The organism is Amycolatopsis arida (assembly GCF_900115565.1).
Lineage (GTDB): Bacteria > Actinomycetota > Actinomycetes > Mycobacteriales > Pseudonocardiaceae > Yuhushiella > Yuhushiella arida.
This window is the reverse complement of sequence record NZ_FOWW01000013.1, coordinates 62,055-80,401: the sequence shown is the minus strand read 5'-3', so window position 1 is coordinate 80,401 and position 18,347 is coordinate 62,055. Positions and strand designations below refer to the sequence as shown.

Sequence of the window (18,347 nt, the reverse complement as noted above, 5' to 3'; positions counted from 1 at the left end):
GGCGCCGCCGGCCGAGCTGATGGCGCGCAGCCGCGCGCTCGCCGAGGACCGGGCTGGTTCTGGTCGTACTGCCGCAACCGGCGGGGCCGGGCAGCGCACGGCAGTCCATTCACCAGGTCGATGACGGCCGGTGGCGCGGCGGGCACGCCACCGGAGCCTCACCAACGACGCCGACGAGCCGATCCGGATCAGTCTGACCGCCGGTCGACGCGGCGCCGACGTCACGCCGCGGATTCCCGGGCGGGTGGTGCCGATGGTGGGGTGCGGACCAGGGCGGCGGCGAGGACGACCGCGAGTGGGAGCGTGGTGAGCGCCAGCAGGGCGGGTCGGTAGCTGGTGGCGGAGGCGCGGCCGAGCGCGACGAGCAGCGGGCCGAAGGCGGAGGCGCCGACGGTGACGGAGTGCACCACGCCGCGGATGGCGCCGAGGTGGCGCAGTCCGAAGCAGCGGGGGAAGGCGACCGCCTCCAGGGTGCGGATGCCGTTGGCGCAGGCGCCGAGCGCGACGCCGTAGAGCACGGCGGGCAGCCCGGGGCTGGCCCAGCCCGCCCCGGCGGTGGCCGCGGCGAGCAGCAGCATGGTGATCACGATCAGCACCCGGTCGGAGAAGCGGTCGGCCAACCAGCCGAGGCCGAAGGTGGCGACCAGTCCGGCGATGGTCTGCGGGAGGAACGTCGCCGCGGCCTGGGTGGGGGTGAGGCCGCGCTCGCCGAGCAGGGACACCTGGTGGAAGTTGAGGCCGGTGGTGACCAGCGCGCAGACGGCGACCCCGGCGGCCACGGCCCAGAACATGCCGGTGCGCATGGCCTGGGCCAGGGTCCAGTCCACCAGCGGCAGCGGACCGTGGTGCTCGGCGGATGTGTCGGTGGTCTCCGGGCGAGCCGGCGGGCGGCGGGGCAGGAGCAGCAGCGCCGCCGGGACCACCAGGGCCCAGACGGCGACGCCTTCCCAGATCCACACCGTCCGCCAGTCCCAGGCGGCGACGAGGCGTTCCAGCAGCACCGGGGCCAGGGAGATCCCCGCGGTGCCGATCGCGGAGCTGACCCCGATGGCGAACCCGCGGCGGCGGTGCACGTAGATGGCCACCGTGGTGGTGGCGACCAGGTTGAGCGCTCCCTGGCCGCCCACCCGGATGCCGACGAAGGCGGCGGTGAGCCCGATGATCTCGGTGGCGAGGCTGCCCGCGACGAGGATCGCGCCGAAGCAGACCGCGATGGCGGCCATGATCCGGCGGGGTCCGAAGCGGTCGATCAGGCGGCCGAGGAAGGGCATGACGAACGTGCCCGCCAGCGAACCGACGAGGTAGGCGGTGGAGACGGCGGAGCGGGAGACACCGAGGTCGTCGATGATCGGGTCGACGAACACCGACACCGCGGCGGTCTGCCCGGGTGCGGTGAGGGCGAGCGCGACGGCGGCCGCGGCCACGGCCCGGGACGTGTTCGCGCGGGCCGGTGCGGCGGGCGGCACGGTGGTGGCGTCGGAGGCGGTGCCGGTGGGCACGGCGCGGTGTCCTTTCGACGTTCGGGCGCGGCCGCTCGCGCGGCCCGAGGGGTGCGCTGGGTGTGAGGGGGGATCGCCGGCCACGAGGGCGGCGAGGGCGGCGAGGGCGGCGAGGGCGGCGAGGGCGGCGAGCCGCCCATGCGCGATGGCGTCGCCGGACGCTCACCGCGGGCGTCGGCTCCGTCCGTCACGAGCGCACGACCGGCCGACCAGATTCAGGGTAGTCCACAGAGATCACGGTGCGGAACCGGGTGAGCGGTGCCCGATAACGGGCTCCCTGCCCGATATGGGGTATTCGAGGCGGCGGAGGTTTGAGTCGACTTCGCCGTGCCGCACCGGCGCGGCGAACTCGTGCTCGAGCCGGCGGGCGCTCACCTCGAACGCAGGGACCCGAGCGTGGTGAGAAGATCGTCCGTTCCGAGCGCCGGATCACGCTCGAACAGTGCCGCGGCGACCCACATGACCGAGGATCACTCCCGCGACGATGAGCACCACGAGCCGCAGCGTCCGGTGTCGGCTTCCCTTGCCCTCGTCGTCGTTCACTGGCAGTCCCTCAGCGGCGCTCACCCTACGTCACGGCGATGGGGTTGACGGGTGCGCCGACGGCACCCGTGACGCGCAGTGGCGCCGCGGTGAGCCAGAACTCGTAGCTCCCGTCCGCGCTGCAGCTCGTGGCGAGCGCGTCCAGGTCCCACATCTCGCCGATGAACAGTCCGATGTGGGGGATCGCGACCTGGTGCAGGGGCTGGAAGGCGTCGTCGAACTCGTTGGGCCGGACCTCGAAGCCCCAGGTGTCGGTGGCGATCGCGGTGATCTCGCTGCGGTGCAGCCACCCCGCGGTCGTGAAGGACAGGCCGGGCGCGGGGCCGCCGGCGTAGTCACCCCACCCTTCGCGCCGGGCCCGCGTGAGCTGTCCCGTGCGCACGAGCACGATGTCCCCTCGGCCCACCCGGGACGTCTCCCCCTGGCGCCGGATGGTCGCGGTGAGCTGCTCCTCGGTGATGGCGAACCCGTCGGGCAGCTCGCCCTCGTCGCCGAACGCGCGGCCGACGTCGAGCAGCACTCCCCTGCCCGCGATGGCGTCGGCCACCGTCTCGATGCCGGTCACCTGATCGCCCTGGGAGGTCACGACCTCCCCCGCGGGGCGCCCGTTCCACGCGATCCCGTGGTCGAAGATGTGCCCGAGCCCGTCCCACTGCGTGGAGCACTGCAGCGGCATGCTGATCACGTCGTCGGCGCCGCCGATCCCGTGCGGGAAGCCCTGGACTCCCGCGGCCGCGTCGGTTCCCGTGTCGAGCATCGTGTGGACGGGGTTGGTGCGGCGCCGCCACCCCTTCTGCGGGCCGTGCATGTCGAACGGCTGTGACAGCGAGAACGCCACCCCGCGCCGGACGAGACCCGCGGCGTCGCGGCGCTTCGCCTCGTCGAGGAAGTTCAGGGTGCCACGCACGTCGTCGGCGCCCCAGCGACCCCAGTTGGAGCAGCGCTCGGCCATCGCCGCGATGGCGCCCTCGGGGTCGGTGCGGTCGAACGTCCCGGTCATGGCAGCTCCGTGGCCGGCGGGGCGCCCGCACCCGGCCGGTCCGCGTGCTCGGGGGCCTCGCGATCGTCGATCACGTGGCCCTCCGCGAAGGTGTCGGTGATCCAGTCGGCGATGAACACACCGACGTGCGGCAGGTGGTCGAGTCCGATGTGTTCCGCCCCGCCCTCCGCGCGGGTGAAGACCCGCAGGTCGCGCTTGGGGCTGCGCACGGCCCGCTCGTAGGAACGGTACGCGTACTCGAGCGGGATCTGCCGGTCGTTCTCGCCGTGCACGACGAGGAACGGCACGGTGATCTCGTCGACGACACCGTCGAGGTGGACGTCCTCGACCTTCTCGATGAACGTGTCGATGTCGGGCTGGCCCCAGACCCACAGCACGTGGTCCCAGTAGTGCGGAACGGGGTTCTCCCCCTCCCGTTCGAGCCTGCGCTTCTGCACCGCGCCCCAGTCGTGGTTGGCACCCCAGGCGACGCACAGCGCGAGGCGCTTCTCGAAGGCCGCGGCCCTCGGCGCGTAGTAGCCCCCGAGCGACCAGCCGACGATGCCGATCCGGCGCGCGTCGACGTCGTCCCGCCGCTCGAGGTGGTCCACGCACGCGGCGGCCCAGCCCTCGGTCGCGACGCGGGCGGTCAGGCCGCCCATCCGCAGCGCCTCACCGCTGCCCGGGCAGTCCACCATCAGCGTCGAGACACCCCGCGCCGCCAGCTCGCGCGGGAAGCCCGACAGGTACATGTGCTCCTTCGTGCTGTCCAACCCGTTCCACATCACCACGCACGGCGCGGGCCGCCCTCCAGTGGAGGCGTCGGTGAAGTAGGCGGGCAGGGTGGTGCCCTCGAACGGGACCTCCACCCTGGTGGTCGCGGGGTCGGCGAGCTCGAGCGAGCGCCGCAGCAGATCGAGGCAGCGCCGGTAGACGGCCGGGCGCTCCGGAGCGTGGGCGCTCTGCATCCGCTCGGCCTGGAGCAGGTAGTTGGTGGCCCTGCGGTACTTCTGACCCGCGCTGCGCGGGTGCCCGGCCTTTTCGTCGGCCACGGCCTGTGCCTCGAGGTCGTCGACCACGTCGGTCCAGGCGCGCAGGAACTCCGCGGTGCCCACGTCGGAGCCCCGCGCGGCGGCCTCGCGGATGGGCCGGCAGGCGCGGTCGACCTCGTCGATGAGGCCGCCGCTGTTCAACGTGGCGACCACCGCGAGGTTCCACACGTAGTTTCCGGGGAAGTACTCGAACATGTTCGTCCTTTCCGCTCACACGTCCGACCGTGCGGCGTCGCTGATCGACTTGTCTCCGCCGCGCGCGGCCATCCCGTCGGTCGCGGGGATCTCGGCGCCGGCGACGAACGTCGCGCCGGGGAGGTGACCGGGAAGCGCCCGGTCAGCGCGGCCGGGGCTCATGTCCGGCAGTCGCGGTCACGTGGCCTCACCCGCGCGGCCGGCACGGGCGGGAGATCCACCCCCGGCACGATTCGGTTGCGGATCGTGCCGATGCCCTCCACGGTCATCTCGACGACGTCACCGGGTTCCAGCGGCGGTGGGTCGGCCTCGCCGTGGCGGCCCCACCACTCCGCGAGGCAGCCGCCGTTGCCGCAGGTGCCCGAGCCCAGCACGTCCCCGGGCCGCACCACGGTGCCGCGCGAGGCGTGCGCCACCAACTCCTCGAACGGCCAGCCCATGTTGGCCAGCAGATCCTGGCCCACCTCGACGCCGTTGACGGACACCCGAAGGTCCAGCGCCAGGAAGCCGTCGCCGTCGCGGTAGGGCTCCAGCTCGTCGGCGGTGACCAGGCACGGGCCGAGCGTGGTGGCGAAGTCCTTGCCCTTGGCCGGGCCGAGGCCGACCTTCGTCTCGCGTGCCTGCAGATCGCGGGCCGACCAGTCGTTGAGGATCGTGTACCCGGCGATGTGCTCCCTGGCCCGCTCCGCGGTCAGGTCGCCGCCGGCACGGCCGATGACGGCGGCGACCTCCAACTCGAAGTCGAGCACCCGGCAGCCGGGCGGCACCGGGATGTCGTCATGCGGCCCGGTGACGGCGTAGGGGTTGCTGAAGTAGAAGGCCGGTGCCGCGTACCACTCGGGCGGCACCCCGACCGCACCGTCGACCGACCGCCGCACACCCTCGACGTGCTCCTCGAAGGCGACGAAGTCGCGAATGGACGGTGGCTCCAGCGGCGCGAGCAGCCGCAGCTCGTCGACGGGAACGCGGACCCCACCACGCGCCGCCCGGTCCCCGGCCAAGTGGAGCGAGCCGGAGCGCAGCAGATCCAGCAGCGTGGCGCCGCCGGGGATCGGGCACCATTCGTCGCCATCGAGGACACCGCACACGGCGGCTCCCCGGTACTCGGCCGTGACGAAACGCACCTCGGCCTCCTCACACCGGTGGGGCGACGAACACGCCACGGTCGGGGTCGTTGAACGACTCGGCCGCCACGAACTCGTCCATCGGATTGGCCGTCCCCCACTGGTCGGATACCTCCGGCTGGGTGAAATCGTAGAGGTGCGGGTGCCAGGTGTCCTCGTCCAGCAGCTCCAGCTCGGTGGTGTACTCCACCGTGTTGCCGTGCGGGTCCAGGAAGTAGCTGAAGGTGTTGTTGCCCGCGAGATGCCGCCCGGGTCCCCACACCTTCTTCACCCCCGCGCGGAGCAGCCGGCCGGTGCCCCGCATGTACTCGTCGATGCCGCGCATCTCGAACGAGGCGTGGTGCAACGACACGTGCGGGCCGCGCGCGACGGCGAGGCTGTGGTGCTGCGGGTTGCACCGCATGAAGTACATCGCCTCGCCGAGCTTCGGGTGGAACAGCGTGTCCGACAGCGCGAAGGCGAGGTGCCGCTCGTAGAACGCCCTGGTCCGCTCCGGGTCCGGGGAGTTGATGACGACGTGCGACAGCTTGACCGGGATGGCCTCCTTCTCCTCCACCCTGCGGTGCTGCCGCACCGCGACGTCGCACGACACCTCGACCGTCCGACCGTCGACATCGAAGAAGCGGAACCCGTAGCCCCCGCCGGGGGTCCGCAGCTTTCCTGGCTCGCTGACCAGCCGCACTCCGGCGGTGCCGAGCCGGTGCGCGAGCGCGTCGACGGACTCCTGGTCGGCCGCGCCGAACGCGATCAGGTCGAGCCGCTTCTCCTCGGCCTCGCGCAGCCGCACCACGTACTGCTCCGGCGAGCCCTCGGCGGCCAGGAACGTGATCCCGGAGTCGGCGGCGATCGGGGTGAGTCCCCACAGGTTCGTGTAGAACTCGACCTGCCTGGCGTAGTCGGGCACCGCGATGTCGAGGTGCCGCAGGTGCGTGATGAGCCGGTCGGTCATGGTGGTTCTCCTTCCTCTCAGGCGGGTTCGCTGACCATCTGGGAGATGCGGCCCAGCAGGCCGGGAACGTCACCCTCCTCGTGATCGAGCAGCCACTGTCCGAGCTGGACGGACGCCTCGACGACGGTCCTGGCTCGCGCGAAGCGGCGTTCGGTGAACTCGGCCCACAGCTCGCCCGACACGTCACCCGCGGCCAGCACCAGCTCGGCGAGCACGGCGGCGTCCTCGAGAGCCTGGGCCGCGCCCTGGGCGAGGGTCGGCGGGCAGGTGTGCGCGGCGTCGCCGATGAGCACCACCCGGCCGCGGTTCCACGGCGCGTCGAGCACGTGCGCCTCGAACCAGGTGTAGTTGATCGCCGAGGAGTCGGTCAGGTTGTCCCGAACGTCGTCCCAGGGACCGTGGTAGGCCTCGGCGAGCTCGCGCATGGCCTTCAGCGCCTCGTCCGGCGAGAGGGTGCCGCGGTCGCGCACGTCCTCGACCAGGTACGCGTACAGGGAGTCCTCGCCGGTCGGGCAGTAGCCGGCGATGTAGCAGGGTCCGTGGTAGTAGAGGTCGGTCCGGGTCACGCTCGGCGGCCGCGGCGTGAAGGCCCGCCAGATGCCCATGCCGGTGCGCCGGGTCTCCAGCTGGATGCCGAGTTGGTGGCGGGTCCGGGACCGCACGCCGTCGGCGCCCACGACCAGGTCGTAGCGGCCCGTCGTGCCGTCCGCGAAGGTCACGTCCACGCCGTCGCCGTCCTGCGCCAGCACCGCGCACGTCGTGCCGAAGCGGACCGTGGCGCCCACCTCGGCGGCGCGCTCGACGAGGATCCGCGCGAGCGTGGGCCGGTGCATGCCCAGCGTCGCCGGAAGCTCCGGACCGCCCGTGCGGACGTCGTCGAACTCGGCCAGCAGGGTTCCGTCGGGTGCGCGCAGCCCGAGCGTGTCGAAGGCGAAGCCCTCGCCGCGTGCCCGCTCCCAGACGCCGAGCCGGCGCAGCACGCGCAGGGCGTTGCCCTGCAGGGTGACACCCGAGCCCCTGGTGCTGACGTTGGGTTCGACGTCGACGAGGTCGACATTCAGGCCTCCCTCCGCCAGGAGGATCGCGGTGGCGGCCCCGGCGGCGCCGGCGCCGACCACGAGGACGTTCTGCGTTGCCATGGCGTGCTCCGGATGGTGTGGAGGAGGTGACGCGACAACAGTGCGGCACGGATCACTATCGGGGAACCGGCAATTTCCTATCGTCGCTATAGACAGCAGCTATAGTTCTGCCATGGATGTGGCCCGCCTGCGCAATCTGGACCTGAACCTGCTGCTCGCGCTGGACGCGCTGCTGGAGGAGCGCAACGTCTCCCGCGCCGCGCACCGGGTGGGGGTCAGCCAACCCAGCATGAGCGCCGCGCTCGCGCGGCTGCGCCGGCACTTCGGCGACGAGTTGCTGCAGCGCAGCGGGAATCGCTACCACCACACCGCGCTCGCCGCCCAGCTCGCCGGGCGGACCAAGGCCGCGCTCGTCGGCGTCCAGCGGGTCTTCGACGCCGCGCCGGACTTCGATCCGGCCGTCGCCGAACGCGAGTTCACCCTGATCGTCAGCGACTACGGCGCGGCCGTCCTCGGGGAGCACCTGGCCGAGCTGGTCGCGCGGCAGGCACCGAAGGTCCGCCTGCGGTTCGAGTACAACGTGCCGCAGGCCGTCGACAACATCGAGGACACGCTGCGCGCCGTGGACGGGATCGTGATGCCGCACGGCATCCTGTCGGACCTGCCGACCATCGACCTCTACGAGGACTCCTGGTCCTGCGTCGTGTCCGAGGACAACGACGTGGTCGGCGACGCGCCCACGCTCGACGACCTCGCGAACCTCCCGTGGGTGGCCACCTACCGCGGGCCGACCGCGTACACCCCGGCCGTCCGGCAGCTGCAGATGCTCGGCATCGAGCCGAACGTCCACATCGTGGTGGAGAGCTTTCTCGCGGTCCCGTTCCTCGTCAGCGGAACCTCACGGGTCGCCGTGCTGCAGACCTCGCTCGCCCGCCGGCTCGCGGTCGCCGCCGGCATCCGGGTCCTGCCGTGCCCGTGGGGCGTCGTCCCGCTGAAGGAGGCGTTCTGGTGGCACCCCCTGTACGACACCGACCCGGCCCATACCTGGCTGCGCGGAGCCCTCACCGACGCCGGCCGCGCCGTCACCGACCACTATGGATGCGCACGGTCCTGAGCGGTCAACGCCACCGTTCCGCGGGAAGGTCCACGGGACGGCCAGGCGGGGCACCCCTCGATCCGCGCATCGCGGGGTCCACCACGCCCCGCTAGGCTCGAAAATCGGACATGTCGACCCGGGAGGCACCGAGACGGGGATGGCAGCGAGCACCGTGGTGACGTGGTCGGGCCGCGACCGGGCTCGAGGCTGGACGACGGCCGCCGTGGTGTTCGCCGTGGGCGCGGTGGTGCTGCGGATCGTCGGGGTTCCGCCGGTGGACGTGCACGGGGTGCTGCACTACGTCGGCGTCATGGACCCGCTCTGCGGGGGAACCCGGGCCACCTACCTCCTGCTGGCCGGGCGGCCTGGTGCGGCGGCGGCGTACAACCCGGCGGTGTTCCCGCTCGCGGCCGCGGCGCTCGCCCTGCTCACCCGGGCCGCGGTCGGCCTGGTGACCGGTCGGTGGCTGGACGTGCGGTGGCCCCGCCCGTGGCGGCGGGTGCTGCTCGGTGCCGTCGTGCTCGCGGTGGTCGCCCTGACGGTCCGCCAGCAGCTGCACGCCGAGCTGCTGCTGTCCGGCTGGCCGGCCTGACCGGTCAACGACGTCGCTCAGGACGGGCAGTCCACCGACCCGAGCACTCCACGGCCGACCGCGGCGGCGCAGCCCGGTGCGGCGGGCGCGGACTCGCCGGGCGGACAGTAGGGCAGGTGCTGGGCGGCGAGCGCGGGTTGCCCGGCGATGGTGGCGGGCAACGCGATCGCGAGCGCGGTGAGCGCACCAGCCAGCACACCCCGCGCCCGACCCAGCGGCCGGTACGGGGTGAGCAGGCGGCGGACGCGGGCGGACGCGGCGCTGCCGGAGGCGCCGAGCCCGGCCGCCGGGACGGGCGAGCCGGCCAGCGCAAGCAGCGCCTCGGCGAGGTCGAGCCGGTCGGCGTGGCGGCCGGCGTGGTCGTCGGCGAGCATCTCCACCAGCCGGCCCACCTCGCGGGCGGCCGTCCGCAGCGGAGGCAGCGGGAAGGCGTGCTCGACCGCGCTGACCGCGCCGAGCACCAGGTGGTGACGCCCGCGCAGGTGGGCGCGCTCGTGCGCGAGCACCCCGGCCAGCTGGGCCGCGTCGAGGGTGCGCAGTGCCGCCGTGGTGAGCACCACCCGGTGCGGCCGACCGGGCACGCAGTAGGCCGCCGGCTGGTCGTGCTCGACCAGCGTGCTGCCCGTCTCCGGATGGGGACGGCCGACCAGGGCGAGGGCGTCGTGATGCCGGCGCCGCTCCCGCCGCACACCGCCCAGCACCGTGGCGGCGCTGTAGCCGAGCCGGGCCAGCACGGCGACGGCGACCAGCACCCCGGCGGTGGCCAGCACCGCGCCACCCGGCGTGGCGTACCAGGCCCGCAGTGCCATGGCACACGCGCGCAGCAACTCGCCGAGACCACGGCTGACCAGCGCGGTGGGCACCGCCAGCACCAGCGCGCCGAGCAACACCGCCAGCAGCAACGAACCCGACCACGCCAGCCACGCGGCGATCCCCAACCTGGGCGCACGGGACAACCAGCCGGCCCGCCGCAGCAGCACCGGACCGGCGACCAGCGCGAGCGCGGCGTAACCGAACAGCAGCGACGCGACGATCACGACCGCCGCCGCTTCGCCGTGACCTCACCCAGCGCCTGGCGCAGCTCCGCGACCTCGGCCGGGTCCATCTCGGAGACGAACCGCGCCAGCACCGCCGCACGGTCCGGCGTCTCGGACAGCACGTCGTCGATCAGCCGCGTGGCATAGTCCTCACGGGAGGCCAACGCCCAGTAGGAGTAGGCGCGACCGTCCTTCTCCCGCGCCAACCAACCCTTGCGGTGCAGGATGTCCATCACCGTCTGCACCGTCGTGTACGCCGGAGACCGACTCGCCCGCAACGCGTCGACCACCTCGCGCACCGTGACCCGCTCCTCGGCGGCCCACACCACGTCCATGATCGCCGCTTCGAGCTCACCAAACCGCCGCATCCGACTCCGTCCGCCTCCCACACACCAACGCCCGCCATCGTACCGACCCCACGAATCTCCTAAGGAGGCTAGTATTAGCCTGGTGTGCGAGTGGGACCAGGAGGTCGAGCTGACTCAGGACCGTCCGCGGCCCCGGAAGCGCGGACAGCAGGCGCTGATGCCCACCGGGCTCCCTGCCCACGCCGAGTGAGGAGTGTGCCGATGGCCGATCCCGGTATCCGCGCCAGCGACGCCGAGCGGGAACGTACGGTGGCGGTGTTGCGGCGGGAGGTCGGCACCGGGCGGCTGAGCCTGGACGAGTTCGCCGACCGCGCCGGTCTCGCCTACGGCGCGCGCACGGTCGCCGAGCTCGACGCCCTGACCGCCGATCTCCCCGGGCCCGCGTCTCCGTGGCTCCGGCACGCCCGTCTCCTGTCCCCACCGATGCTGGCGGGCGTCGTGCTGTTGCTCGGCCTCGCCCTGTTCGCCCTCGGAGCCCCCGTGGCCATGGGCGCCACACTCTGCCACTGACCACGTCCCAACCCGTCACGGTGCCCGGACCGCCCGTCGCCGTGCGGCGCGAGCGCGGTCGCCAGCACCGCCGCCCAGGGCACCTGGTGGGCACCCGCGTCCGAGCATCCGACCGGCTGTTCTTGCCGGGGTTTCTTGCCCCGACTGTCCGGAGGGATCGGGCCCCGGTCGTGGAAGTCCGCCGAGTTTTGGCCCCACGCTGTCCGATGTGGACACGCCCACGATGGTGTGAAGGGCGTTGATCACCCGGATGGACCCGCGACGATGTGCGCCGCAACCCACGTCGGTCGTGTCGCTGGGCAGCCGCACGCAAAGCCCACGGCGACCGCGACGGCACCCGGCTGCTGATCGAGGTCTTGCTGCAGCACCGTCACCAGGACGCCAAGTTCGTCGCCGCCGGGATCGCCGCGACGCTGGAGGCCGGGTCGACCAGCCCGGACCTAGTTGCGATCGAGTCCCGCAAGGCCGCGAAATCCCATCGCGACGCCCACCCGCTGCTCGACGACGCCGACTGCACCGAACTGGGCCTCGACACCGTGATCATGCCCGCCATCACCGACGACACCACCGACCCGAGGCTGATGCCCACGCCCAGCGAGCCGGCCGGGCCTGAGGTGATCTCCCTGCGCTCGCGGGCTCCGGAGCTGCACGAACGTCCGTTGCCGTCGCTCGCGATCTACGACTAGCTGCTCACCCGCCGCCAGAAAGGCACCACCGCATGACCACCACCCTGCCCGCCGGGCAGACCGCGCCCGGCGTCGACGGTCTCGACGCGATGCTGGATCAGGCCTGCCGCACGCTGGCGCTGCCGACGATCCGCGACCGCTATGCCGAGATCGCCGAGTCGTCGATGCGCCAGCAGGCGTCCTACCGGACCTTCCTGCTGGAACTGCTCGAAGCCGAGGTCGACCACCGCGACGAACGACGCCGCACCCGACTGGTCCGCGAGGCCAAGTTCCGACGCTCCAAGCGGATCGAGGACTTCGACTTCAGCGCGAACCCCAACGTCACCCCCCGAGATCATCATCACACTCACCGAACCTGCCTGGGTCGCCGCAGGGCAGCCGCTCTGCCTGATCGGCGACTCCGGCACCGGCAAACCCACCTGCTCGTCAGGATCGGCACCGCGATCGCCGAAGCCGGGCTGAAAGTCCGCTACATCACCACGGCGAACTCGGTCAACGAGCTCTCCGAAGCCGCCGACGAGAAACAGCTGACCAAGGTCTACGCCCGCTACGACCGCGTTGACCTGCTCTGCCTCGACGAATTCGGCTACCTCGAACTGGACAAGGCAGGCGCGAGGCTGCTGTTCCAGCTGTTCACCGACCGGGACGAACGCCGCGCCATCGCCATCGCGACCAACGCGCCCTTCTCCGAGTGGCCGAAAACCTTCACCGACCAGCGGTTCAGCCGCGCGATTGTCGACTGGATGACGTTCAAGGCCAACATCATCGAGACCGGCAGCCAGTCCTACCGCGTCCACGGCACCCAAGCCCGGCTCCGCGACCAGGCCTGAACACACAAAGGCCAGCTGCTCACGCTTTTCCCGGCGAAAGTTTGTGACCTCGCCCATTCCCGCTTGGACAATGCAGTTCGTGGTCCACCAAGGTCGATCCATGAGTCTTCGACTGGAACTGGTCACAACCGACAATGTTCTGGACGCCTGCGCGCTGAAGGTCGAACCAGAGCAAGAGGAGGTCGTCGCACCCGTCGCGGTCTCTCTCCCCGAGGCCTACACCCAACCTGGATCCGCATGGCCACGACTGGTTTATGACGGTGAACACCTTGTCGGTTTCATCATGGGAGGCTTTGATCCCGACAGCCCGGTTGACTTCTTCCGATGTGGGATCTGGCGGCTCAACATCGCAGCCGGCCGCCAAGGCGCCGGATACGGACGGTTCGCCGTCGAACAACTCTGTGCCGAGGCACGTCGCCGCGGCCAAACCCGAGTCACCGTCCTCTGGGTCCCGCAGCCGCACGGGCCCGAACAGTTCTACCTCCGGCTGGGCTTCACTCCGACCAGACAAACGTTCCACGGCCAGGTAGTCGCCGAGCGATTCCTCGACTGACGCACACTGCCATCAACACGTTGGAACCAGCAGCCCCTGGTCAAACATGAAAGGGCGGGCTGCCCACGGCGGACCACCCTGTCGGGGGCGGATCCGTGGGCACCCGGCCCACACAACCTAACCGGTCCCACCTGACGCACCTGCCAGCCCACGCGAGGCCCCCGCAAACTTCACCTATCCAGGGTGGGGCCAACCCCGCCGGACATCCGCATTCACCGGGCACCAAACCCACACCGCTCCACGCCCTGCTGGGGCCAAGACTAGGCGGACAAGTGGGGCCAGAAAGTCCCGGCAAAGACAACCGGCACGCGACGGGGTCTAGCCGGGCGGCGGGAGCGGAGTCGCGTCGCGTTCGGTGAGCATCGCGGTCATCGCCCGGGTCTCGGCGGTCTGGGCGGTGAGCATTTGCTGGGCGAGGTTGCGGACCTCGCCGAGAGCGGCGCCGCCGGTCGCGGCGTGCAGCATCGGCACGCCGCCCTGGTGGTGGCGGATCATCAGTTGCAGGAAGTAGACGTCCAGCTCGGGTCCGGACAGGGAGCGGAGCCGGTCGAGCTCGGCGGGGGTGGCCATGCCGGGCATGGTCCTGCCCGGGGCCGCGTGCCGGGCGTAGTCGTCGTGGCGCATCCACCGCATGGGCTCGTCGGGTGGCATGGCGGCGCGGGACCACAAGCCGAGCCAGCCCTGCATGCGCCCGATCTGCTCGGTCTGGCCGAGCTCGATGTCGAAGGCCAGCTGCCGGATCGCCGGGTCGTCGCTGTGGTCGCGCGCCCAGCCCGCCATCGTCACCGCCTGGCGGTGGTGCACGGTCATGTCCTGGGCGAAGCCGACGTCGACGGCGTTGGGCCGCGGGCCGGCGGCGCGGGGGTGGTCGGCGAGCAGGAGGCCACCGGTGCCGCCCACGAGTACCGCCGCGGCCAGGGCGCCGGCCAGCAGCAGCAGGCGCACCCACCGCGGAGACCTCGCGGCTGGCCCGGCCTCCGGCACGAGCGTGGTGGTACTCGGGCCGCTCATCGGGTGCCCTCGCCCGCCGGTGCGCCGGGCATGTCCTGGCCGGCGCCGGCGCCGGTCATCGGCAGGGCGTCGGGCCCGGGCGGGGTGGGGTCGAAGGGGGGCGGGTTGTCCCGGTCGAACCGGCCGGGGCCCAGCTCGCCGCAGGTCGCGCCCACCTCCGGGTGGGTGAAGCGATTGGTGCGCAACGCCGCGATGAACTGGTCGATGCGCTCGTCCCTGGCGCTGTCCAGCTTCAGCTGATGCCCCCACGACTGCAGCGAGATCGGCGCGTCGAGCGTGGGCACCGGTGACATCAGCAGGTAGTTCTCGCCCCGCACCCGGTCGCGCAGGGCGTCGAGGTCGGCGCCGGTCACCTCGTCCGGGTGGTAGGCGATCCACACCGCGCCGTGCTCCAACGAGTGGACCACGTTCTCCACCCGGATCGCCTCGTCGTAGACCACGCCGTCGCACGCCGCCCACGACTGGTCGTGCGGCCCACCGAACGGCGGGGTCGCGTCGTAGGCCACCCGCTGCCAGGCGCCCACGTGGTTGGCGCCCTCGAACTCCCGCACCACCACGCCGGGGATGCCGGTCGAGGGATCGGGGTTGGCCTCGGTGGGCGTGAACGGCTCCAACGCCGCCGCCAGCTCCCGGTTCTCGGCCGCTCGCACGTAGACATAGCCGAACACCACCGCGGCGAGCAGCACGACCACCCCGACCGCGGCGATCGTGCCCCACGGCTTGGGCCTGCTCGCCACCACCGACGCACTCCGCCGCTGCCGGCCCCTGGCACCACGTCCCACGACACACCTCCACCTGATACCTAACCTCCTTAGTAGCATAGGATTGACGCGAGTGGGGTGGGTAGGCGGGTGAACGGACCCACTGGAGCACTGCGCGGGAGGCGATGGCCGTGATGGACGGGATGATGGGCATGGGCTGGTGGATGCTGCTCTGGGGCCTGGTGGGGCTGGCGGTGCTCACCCTGGCCGTGCTCGGCATCGTCTGGCTCGTGCGCTCGCTGACCAACCGGCCGGCAGCACCGCTCGAGGACCCCGCGCGGGCCGAGCTGCGCCGACGCTACGCCGCGGGCCAGCTCGACCGGGACGAGTACCTGCGCCGACTGGACGACCTCGGCGGCTGACGCCTCCGAGCCGGCCAGGGATTCCCGCTTCGAGATCACCCCGCCGTCGCCGTCAAAACCGACTGAGGGCCGGATGCACGAGCGTGCCCTCGGCTTCCTGTCCTACCCATCGTCTTGGTTGTTCAGCGCTCGGTCCGGTTCATCGCGATCGCCACGGTGGCGCGCTTCGCGCCCCGCGACACGCTCGAACCACTGCTCCTGGTTGTTACCCAAAATTACCTACGAAGCGCCCACAAGAGGCCGTTAGGGTAACAACATGTCCACCCCGCTCTACTCGACGGAAGAGGTGGCCGAGCGGCTCGGGCTGCACGTGCGCACCGTGCGCGGCTACGTGCGCGACGGGCGGCTGCGGGCGGTCCGCATCGGGAAGCAGTACCGCATCATGCGTGCGGACCTCGAGGCGTTCGTCGGCGCACCGGTGACGGACCCACCCGACGTTCGGCGACACCGGCACGTCGACGTGTCGAGCGTCGTCGAGATCGACGCGGTCGCCCCGGAGACGGCCCACCGCGTCAGCACCCTGCTCACCGCGGTGCGCAGCCATCCTGGCGACCAGCCGCTCCGGGTGGAGACGGTCTATGACGAGGAAAGGGCACGAATGAAGATCATCATCATTGGCGGCCTGGCCGACACCAGGCAGCTCCTCGAGTACGCGCAGGCGGTGCTCGAGTCGTGATCTACAAGACCGAGGCCGGCGAGCGGGAGATCCTGCGCCGCTACGAGCACACCCTCGTGCACTGGCCCGTCCCGGCCGAGCGTCTCCGCGTCCCGACCCGTGAGGGCGACACGTTCGTCCTCGTGTGCGGCCCCCGTGACGCGCCGCCGCTCCTGCTGTTCCACGGATCGGGCTCGAACGCGACGATGTGGATGGGCGACGTTCCGGCATGGGCCCAGCACTTCCGCGTCCACGCCGTCGACATGATCGGCGAACCGGGACTCTCCGCGCCCGCGCGCCCGCCGCTGGATTCCCCTGCCTACGCCCGGTGGCTGGACGACGTTCTGGACCACCTCGGGCTCGACCGCGCCGCGGTCGTCGGGGCATCACTCGGCGGGTGGCTGGCGCTCGACTACGCGACACGGCAACCGGATCGAGTCGAGAAGCTCGCGCTGCTGTGCCCGGGTGGCGTCGGCCGCCAGAAGATCGGGTTCCTCCTCAAGGTCCTGCTGTACAAGCCGTTCGGGCGGTGGGGCACCCGCCGCTCGATCAAGGCGGTCGCGGGCGTCGACACCAGGGCGACACCGGAGGTCGCCGAGTACCTCGAGCAGACGTTCACGCACTTCCTGCCCCGCCGGGACCGGCTGCCCGTGTTCCCCGACGACGCCCTGCGAAGGCTGACCATGCCGGTGCTGGTGATCGTCGGCGGGCGCGACGCGATGTTCGACTCCTACGACACGGCCGAGCGTGTGAACCGCAGCGTGCCGCACGCGAGCGTGACCGTGCTGCCCGACGTCGGCCACGCCATCATCGGCCAGACCCAGCCGATCCTGGAGTTCCTGCGCGCCTAGCATCGGCGGCGGCCCCACCCGCCTCCCGCTGTCCCCGCGCTACCGTGGCCTTCGTTCGCGGCGCAGCTCCCGCTCGGCCTCGTCGAGCTCCGTCGGGGCCGAGCGGGCGGTGGCCGGCTGGGAATCCACGTCGGCCCAGCGGAGGAGGGCGGCGGTGGCCCGGTCACGTTCACCGGGCGGCAGGGCGGAGATGTCGGCACCGTGATTCGCGCCCGGCGCGGTGAAACGGTAGGAGTCGTGCCGGCTCGGGACGAACGGCTCCGCGCCCCACGGGTCGTTGGCACCGTAGACGAACAGCATCCGGCTGGACCGGGTGCGGACCCAGGTGTCGACGTCGATCATCGGCCACGGGTCGTGGTGGCGGCGGAGCCGGGGCGGGAGGTTCGAGTTGGGCCCGTAGAAGCTCGGTGGGTAGTGCATCAGGTGCCGCAGGTGCCGGAAGCGCAGCGAGGGCGCGCCGAGTTGGGTCGCCGCCTGGTAGTAGTACGGCGCGTAGGGCAGCACGCCCTGATCGGTGTAGAAGGACCAGTCGACCACGCGGTCGACGAACTCGTAGATCGCGTCGGTGGTGGCGGTGATGGCCGGAACGGTGGCGCAGTCGGCCTCGGTGCCGTACTGCCAGAACGCCCAAACCAGATCCAGCACCGTCATCTCGAACGCTTTGTCGACGGTGCCCAGGACCTGGTGGAAGGTCCGGTTCTCCGCGGCCGCCCACGCCTGGTACCGCTCCACGAGCTCCGGCCGGCGCCGGAGGGCCTCCCGCTGCACGTCCGCGAGCGCCCGCCGGCACGCGGGATCGCCGCCGACGCGATCGAAGAACCGGTCGTAGGCGTGGTCGGCCGGGTTGATCCGGTCGTTCGGCGCCACGTAGGCGGCGACACCGGCGACGTCGTGGGGGTAGAACCGGCGGTGGTAGACGGAGGTCATGCCGCCCTTGCTGGCGCCGGTGGAGATCCACGGCTCGCGGTAGACCCGTTTCAGCGCGCGCACGATGCGATGGTGGTCCGTGGCCGCCTGCCAGATGGTGAGATGCTCCCAGTTCGCCGGCTCCGGTCGCGACGGGGTGAAGAACCGCTGCTCGGTGGAGATCTGGTTGCCATCGACCAGCCGCGCCGGCTCGGAGCGGAACGCCCGCTCCGGCATGCCGTAGCCGGTGGTGTGCAGCACCATGGGCCGGTCGACCGACCGGTGCAGGAGTTGGAAGCGCTGCTCGAAGGTGCCGGCGGCGGGGTCGCGGTGGTCGGTCGGTTGCCGGAAGGACAGGACGAAGAACCGGTAGCCCGGCGGCGGGGTCGGCGACTCCGACACCACCGTGAGGCCCTCGATCCGCTCCAGCCGCGCGCGGATGTCGGCGCCGGCCTCGCCCGAAGCCGGCGCGGGCGCCCAGACCGCGGTCAGGCCCGCGATCAGCGTGACGACCACACCGGAGGCGACCGTTCGTCGTCGGGGGAAGGGCACGCCGTGTCCTCTCCTGTCGCACCCGGTGATCCGAGCGGCTCCGCGACGTCCCGTCCGTTCCTCACGCGGGCCAGCCGCCAACAGGGCTGGACCCGCACAGGGGAAGACGAGAGTCGGTGAAGGCTGCCCGGCAGGTTACCCCGCGCCGACCGGGATC

At 71.9% G+C, this 18,347-nt stretch carries 21 protein-coding genes; 9 read left to right on the top strand and 12 right to left on the bottom strand.

What is annotated here, in order from left to right; genetic code table 11:
* Positions 1–221 precede the first annotated feature (221 nt).
* The 7 genes from BM051_RS26670 to BM051_RS26645 form a co-directional block, all read right to left on the bottom strand.
* The gene (locus tag BM051_RS26670; RefSeq protein ID WP_208326033.1) at positions 222–1,499 is read right to left on the bottom strand and encodes an MFS transporter; all 1,278 of its coding nucleotides are present in this window, start codon (positions 1,497–1,499) and stop codon (positions 222–224) included.
* A 568-nt stretch (positions 1,500–2,067) separates the two neighbouring features.
* Positions 2,068–3,042, bottom strand: a complete 975-nt coding sequence (locus BM051_RS26665; RefSeq protein WP_092536344.1) for a cyclase family protein — start codon at positions 3,040–3,042, stop codon at positions 2,068–2,070.
* Positions 3,039–4,268: an alpha/beta hydrolase family protein gene (locus BM051_RS26660; protein WP_092536341.1), complete on the bottom strand. Its 1,230-nt coding sequence runs from the start codon at positions 4,266–4,268 to the stop codon at positions 3,039–3,041. The genes BM051_RS26665 and BM051_RS26660 overlap by 4 nt, the downstream gene beginning before the upstream one ends.
* Positions 4,269–4,283: 15 nt before the next feature.
* A complete protein-coding gene (locus BM051_RS29285) occupies positions 4,284–4,430 on the bottom strand; it encodes a hypothetical protein (RefSeq protein ID WP_166677863.1) in 147 nt (48 codons plus the stop codon).
* A complete protein-coding gene (locus tag BM051_RS26655) occupies positions 4,427–5,392 on the bottom strand; it encodes a fumarylacetoacetate hydrolase family protein (RefSeq protein WP_092536338.1) in 966 nt (321 codons plus the stop codon). Before BM051_RS26655 ends, BM051_RS29285 begins: the two co-directional genes overlap by 4 nt.
* A gap of 10 nt (positions 5,393–5,402) precedes the next feature.
* On the bottom strand, positions 5,403–6,341 hold the full coding sequence (locus tag BM051_RS26650; protein ID WP_092536335.1) for a VOC family protein: 939 nt from the start codon (positions 6,339–6,341) through the stop codon (positions 5,403–5,405).
* Between the two features lie 17 nt (positions 6,342–6,358).
* Positions 6,359–7,480 carry an FAD-dependent monooxygenase gene (locus BM051_RS26645; RefSeq protein WP_092536332.1) on the bottom strand — a complete coding sequence of 374 codons (1,122 nt, stop codon included), beginning with the start codon at positions 7,478–7,480 and terminating at the stop codon, positions 6,359–6,361.
* 112 nt (positions 7,481–7,592) lie between these two features.
* Here BM051_RS26645 and BM051_RS26640 point away from each other — a divergent pair, with 112 nt between their 5' ends.
* Together BM051_RS26640 and BM051_RS26635 are read left to right on the top strand one after the other, a co-directional pair.
* The gene (locus BM051_RS26640; protein WP_092536329.1) at positions 7,593–8,534 is read left to right on the top strand and encodes a LysR family transcriptional regulator; all 942 of its coding nucleotides are present in this window, start codon (positions 7,593–7,595) and stop codon (positions 8,532–8,534) included.
* A gap of 139 nt (positions 8,535–8,673) precedes the next feature.
* The gene (locus BM051_RS26635) at positions 8,674–9,108 is read left to right on the top strand and encodes a DUF2752 domain-containing protein (RefSeq protein WP_166677862.1); all 435 of its coding nucleotides are present in this window, start codon (positions 8,674–8,676) and stop codon (positions 9,106–9,108) included.
* 17 nt (positions 9,109–9,125) lie between these two features.
* On the opposite strand, the gene BM051_RS26630 is transcribed toward BM051_RS26635, so the two are convergent.
* Together BM051_RS26630 and BM051_RS26625 are read right to left on the bottom strand one after the other, a co-directional pair.
* A complete protein-coding gene (locus BM051_RS26630; RefSeq protein WP_092536323.1) occupies positions 9,126–10,145 on the bottom strand; it encodes a M56 family metallopeptidase in 1,020 nt (339 codons plus the stop codon).
* On the bottom strand, positions 10,142–10,513 hold the full coding sequence (locus BM051_RS26625) for a BlaI/MecI/CopY family transcriptional regulator (RefSeq protein WP_092536320.1): 372 nt from the start codon (positions 10,511–10,513) through the stop codon (positions 10,142–10,144). The genes BM051_RS26630 and BM051_RS26625 overlap by 4 nt, the downstream gene beginning before the upstream one ends.
* Before the next feature lie 201 nt (positions 10,514–10,714).
* Here BM051_RS26625 and BM051_RS26620 point away from each other — a divergent pair, with 201 nt between their 5' ends.
* The 4 genes from BM051_RS26620 to BM051_RS26605 all read left to right on the top strand — a co-directional run bounded on the left by BM051_RS26620 (position 10,715) and on the right by BM051_RS26605 (position 13,092).
* Entirely contained in the window at positions 10,715–11,023 is a 309-nt protein-coding gene (locus tag BM051_RS26620) for a DUF1707 SHOCT-like domain-containing protein (protein ID WP_092536317.1), read from the top strand.
* A gap of 356 nt (positions 11,024–11,379) precedes the next feature.
* Positions 11,380–11,709 carry a hypothetical protein gene (locus BM051_RS26615; RefSeq protein ID WP_134046388.1) on the top strand — a complete coding sequence of 110 codons (330 nt, stop codon included), beginning with the start codon at positions 11,380–11,382 and terminating at the stop codon, positions 11,707–11,709.
* A gap of 32 nt (positions 11,710–11,741) precedes the next feature.
* Positions 11,742–12,539, top strand: a complete 798-nt coding sequence (locus BM051_RS26610) for an ATP-binding protein (RefSeq protein ID WP_092536311.1) — start codon at positions 11,742–11,744, stop codon at positions 12,537–12,539.
* Between the two features lie 100 nt (positions 12,540–12,639).
* Positions 12,640–13,092 carry a GNAT family N-acetyltransferase gene (locus BM051_RS26605; RefSeq protein WP_092536308.1) on the top strand — a complete coding sequence of 151 codons (453 nt, stop codon included), beginning with the start codon at positions 12,640–12,642 and terminating at the stop codon, positions 13,090–13,092.
* A gap of 318 nt (positions 13,093–13,410) precedes the next feature.
* On the opposite strand, the gene BM051_RS26600 is transcribed toward BM051_RS26605, so the two are convergent.
* On the bottom strand, positions 13,411–14,103 hold the full coding sequence (locus tag BM051_RS26600) for a DUF305 domain-containing protein (RefSeq protein WP_092536305.1): 693 nt from the start codon (positions 14,101–14,103) through the stop codon (positions 13,411–13,413).
* Positions 14,100–14,924 carry a thioredoxin-like domain-containing protein gene (locus tag BM051_RS26595; RefSeq protein WP_092536302.1) on the bottom strand — a complete coding sequence of 275 codons (825 nt, stop codon included), beginning with the start codon at positions 14,922–14,924 and terminating at the stop codon, positions 14,100–14,102. Before BM051_RS26595 ends, BM051_RS26600 begins: the two co-directional genes overlap by 4 nt.
* A gap of 65 nt (positions 14,925–14,989) precedes the next feature.
* On the opposite strand from BM051_RS26595, the gene BM051_RS26590 reads away from it, so the two are divergent.
* From BM051_RS26590 to BM051_RS26580, 3 genes are all read left to right on the top strand, one after another.
* Positions 14,990–15,226: an SHOCT domain-containing protein gene (locus BM051_RS26590; RefSeq protein ID WP_092536299.1), complete on the top strand. Its 237-nt coding sequence runs from the start codon at positions 14,990–14,992 to the stop codon at positions 15,224–15,226.
* A 256-nt stretch (positions 15,227–15,482) separates the two neighbouring features.
* Complete coding sequence (locus BM051_RS26585) at positions 15,483–15,902, top strand: helix-turn-helix domain-containing protein (protein WP_092536296.1); 420 nt, start codon at positions 15,483–15,485, stop codon at positions 15,900–15,902.
* On the top strand, positions 15,899–16,732 hold the full coding sequence (locus BM051_RS26580; RefSeq protein ID WP_092536293.1) for an alpha/beta fold hydrolase: 834 nt from the start codon (positions 15,899–15,901) through the stop codon (positions 16,730–16,732). Before BM051_RS26585 ends, BM051_RS26580 begins: the two co-directional genes overlap by 4 nt.
* Positions 16,733–16,771: 39 nt before the next feature.
* Here the strand turns inward: BM051_RS26580 and BM051_RS26575 are convergent, their stop codons facing one another.
* The gene (locus BM051_RS26575) at positions 16,772–18,190 is read right to left on the bottom strand and encodes a S28 family serine protease (RefSeq protein ID WP_092536290.1); all 1,419 of its coding nucleotides are present in this window, start codon (positions 18,188–18,190) and stop codon (positions 16,772–16,774) included.
* Between the last annotated feature and the right edge of the window lie 157 nt (positions 18,191–18,347).

Coding starts and splice junctions, on each gene's coding strand:
- BM051_RS26660 (WP_092536341.1), bottom strand. CDS start 4,268: ATGTTCGAGTACTTCCCCGGAAACTACGTGTGGAACCTCGCGGTGGTC.
- BM051_RS26640 (WP_092536329.1), top strand. CDS start 7,593: ATGGATGTGGCCCGCCTGCGCAATCTGGACCTGAACCTGCTGCTCGCG.
- BM051_RS29285 (WP_166677863.1), bottom strand. CDS start 4,430: ATGAGCCCCGGCCGCGCTGACCGGGCGCTTCCCGGTCACCTCCCCGGC.
- BM051_RS26585 (WP_092536296.1), top strand. CDS start 15,483: ATGTCCACCCCGCTCTACTCGACGGAAGAGGTGGCCGAGCGGCTCGGG.
- BM051_RS26595 (WP_092536302.1), bottom strand. CDS start 14,924: ATGCTACTAAGGAGGTTAGGTATCAGGTGGAGGTGTGTCGTGGGACGT.
- BM051_RS26600 (WP_092536305.1), bottom strand. CDS start 14,103: ATGAGCGGCCCGAGTACCACCACGCTCGTGCCGGAGGCCGGGCCAGCC.
- BM051_RS26620 (WP_092536317.1), top strand. CDS start 10,715: ATGGCCGATCCCGGTATCCGCGCCAGCGACGCCGAGCGGGAACGTACG.
- BM051_RS26645 (WP_092536332.1), bottom strand. CDS start 7,480: ATGGCAACGCAGAACGTCCTCGTGGTCGGCGCCGGCGCCGCCGGGGCC.
- BM051_RS26625 (WP_092536320.1), bottom strand. CDS start 10,513: ATGCGGCGGTTTGGTGAGCTCGAAGCGGCGATCATGGACGTGGTGTGG.
- BM051_RS26665 (WP_092536344.1), bottom strand. CDS start 3,042: ATGACCGGGACGTTCGACCGCACCGACCCCGAGGGCGCCATCGCGGCG.
- BM051_RS26605 (WP_092536308.1), top strand. CDS start 12,640: ATGAGTCTTCGACTGGAACTGGTCACAACCGACAATGTTCTGGACGCC.
- BM051_RS26635 (WP_166677862.1), top strand. CDS start 8,674: ATGGCAGCGAGCACCGTGGTGACGTGGTCGGGCCGCGACCGGGCTCGA.
- BM051_RS26650 (WP_092536335.1), bottom strand. CDS start 6,341: ATGACCGACCGGCTCATCACGCACCTGCGGCACCTCGACATCGCGGTG.
- BM051_RS26590 (WP_092536299.1), top strand. CDS start 14,990: ATGGCCGTGATGGACGGGATGATGGGCATGGGCTGGTGGATGCTGCTC.
- BM051_RS26610 (WP_092536311.1), top strand. CDS start 11,742: ATGACCACCACCCTGCCCGCCGGGCAGACCGCGCCCGGCGTCGACGGT.